1 protein-coding gene is annotated in these 1,595 nt (G+C 46.3%); it reads left to right on the forward strand.

The window, feature by feature from the left end; genetic code table 11:
- A partial coding sequence (locus tag CVS27_RS21760; RefSeq protein WP_133163017.1) for a nucleoprotein occupies positions 1–1,561 on the forward strand: 1,561 nt, incomplete at its 5' end.
- Positions 1,562–1,595 lie beyond the last annotated feature (34 nt).

A 1,595-nucleotide genomic window follows, 5' to 3' on the forward strand; every position in this document is an offset into this window, starting at 1 on the left:
GTCCAAGCCACTCAAAAACAGCAAAAGCAGGGTAGATAATCACTCACTGAGTGACATCAACACCATGGCGTCTCAAGGCACCAAACGATCCTATGAACAGATGGAAACTGGTGGGGAACGCCAGAATGCTACTGAGATCAGGGCGTCTGTTGGAAGAATGGTTAGCGGCATTGGGAGATTCTACATACAGATGTGCACAGAACTCAAACTCAGTGACAATGAAGGGAGGCTGATTCAAAACAGTATAACAATAGAGAGAATGGTACTCTCTGCATTTGATGAAAGAAGGAACAGATACCTGGAAGAGCACCCCAGTGCAGGAAAGGACCCTAAGAAAACTGGAGGTCCAATTTACAGGAGAAGAGACGGAAAATGGGTGAGAGAGCTGATCCTGTATGACAAAGAGGAAATCAGGAGAATTTGGAGACAAGCGAACAATGGAGAGGATGCAACTGCTGGTCTTACCCATCTGATGATATGGCATTCCAACCTAAATGATGCTACCTATCAGAGAACGAGAGCTCTCGTGCGTACTGGAATGGATCCCCGGATGTGCTCTCTGATGCAAGGATCAACTCTCCCGAGGAGATCTGGAGCTGCAGGTGCAGCAGTAAAGGGAATAGGGACAATGGTGATGGAACTGATTCGGATGATAAAACGAGGGATCAACGACCGGAATTTCTGGAGAGGCGAAAATGGAAGAAGAACAAGAATTGCATATGAGAGAATGTGCAACATCCTCAAAGGGAAATTCCAAACAGCAGCACAAAGGGCGATGATGGATCAAGTGCGAGAGAGCAGAAATCCTGGGAATGCTGAAATAGAAGATCTTATTTTTCTGGCAAGGTCTGCACTCATCCTGAGGGGATCAGTGGCTCATAAATCCTGCTTGCCTGCTTGTGTGTACGGGCTTGCAGTGGCTAGTGGATATGACTTTGAGAGAGAAGGGTACTCCTTGGTTGGAATAGATCCTTTTCGTCTGCTTCAAAACAGCCAGGTCTTTAGTCTCATTAGACCAAATGAGAACCCAGCACATAAGAGCCAACTAGTGTGGATGGCATGCCACTCTGCAGCGTTTGAGGACCTTAGGGTCTCAAGTTTCATTAGAGGGACAAGAATGGTCCCAAGAGGACAGCTATCCACTAGAGGGGTTCAAATTGCTTCAAATGAGAACATGGAAGCAATGGACTCCAATACTCTTGAATTGAGAAGTAGATATTGGGCTATAAGAACCAGAAGCGGAGGGAACACCAACCAACAGAGGGCATCTGCAGGACAGGTCAGCGTTCAACCCACTTTCTCAGTACAGAGAAACCTTCCTTTCGAAAGAGCAACCATTATGGCAGCATTTACAGGAAATAATGAGGGTAGAACGTCTGACATGAGGACTGAAATCATAAGAATGATGGAAAGTGCCAGACCAGAAGATGTGTCATTCCAGGGGCGGGGAGTCTTCGAGCTCTCGGACGAAAAGGCAACGAACCCGATCGTGCCTTCCTTTGACATGAATAATGAAGGATCTTATTTCTTCGGAGACAATGCAGAGGAGTATGACAATTGAAGAAAAATACCCTTGTTTCTACTGATCACGCGTA

The organism is Arthrobacter glacialis, from assembly GCF_002909445.1.
Taxonomy (GTDB): domain Bacteria; phylum Actinomycetota; class Actinomycetes; order Actinomycetales; family Micrococcaceae; genus Specibacter; species Specibacter glacialis.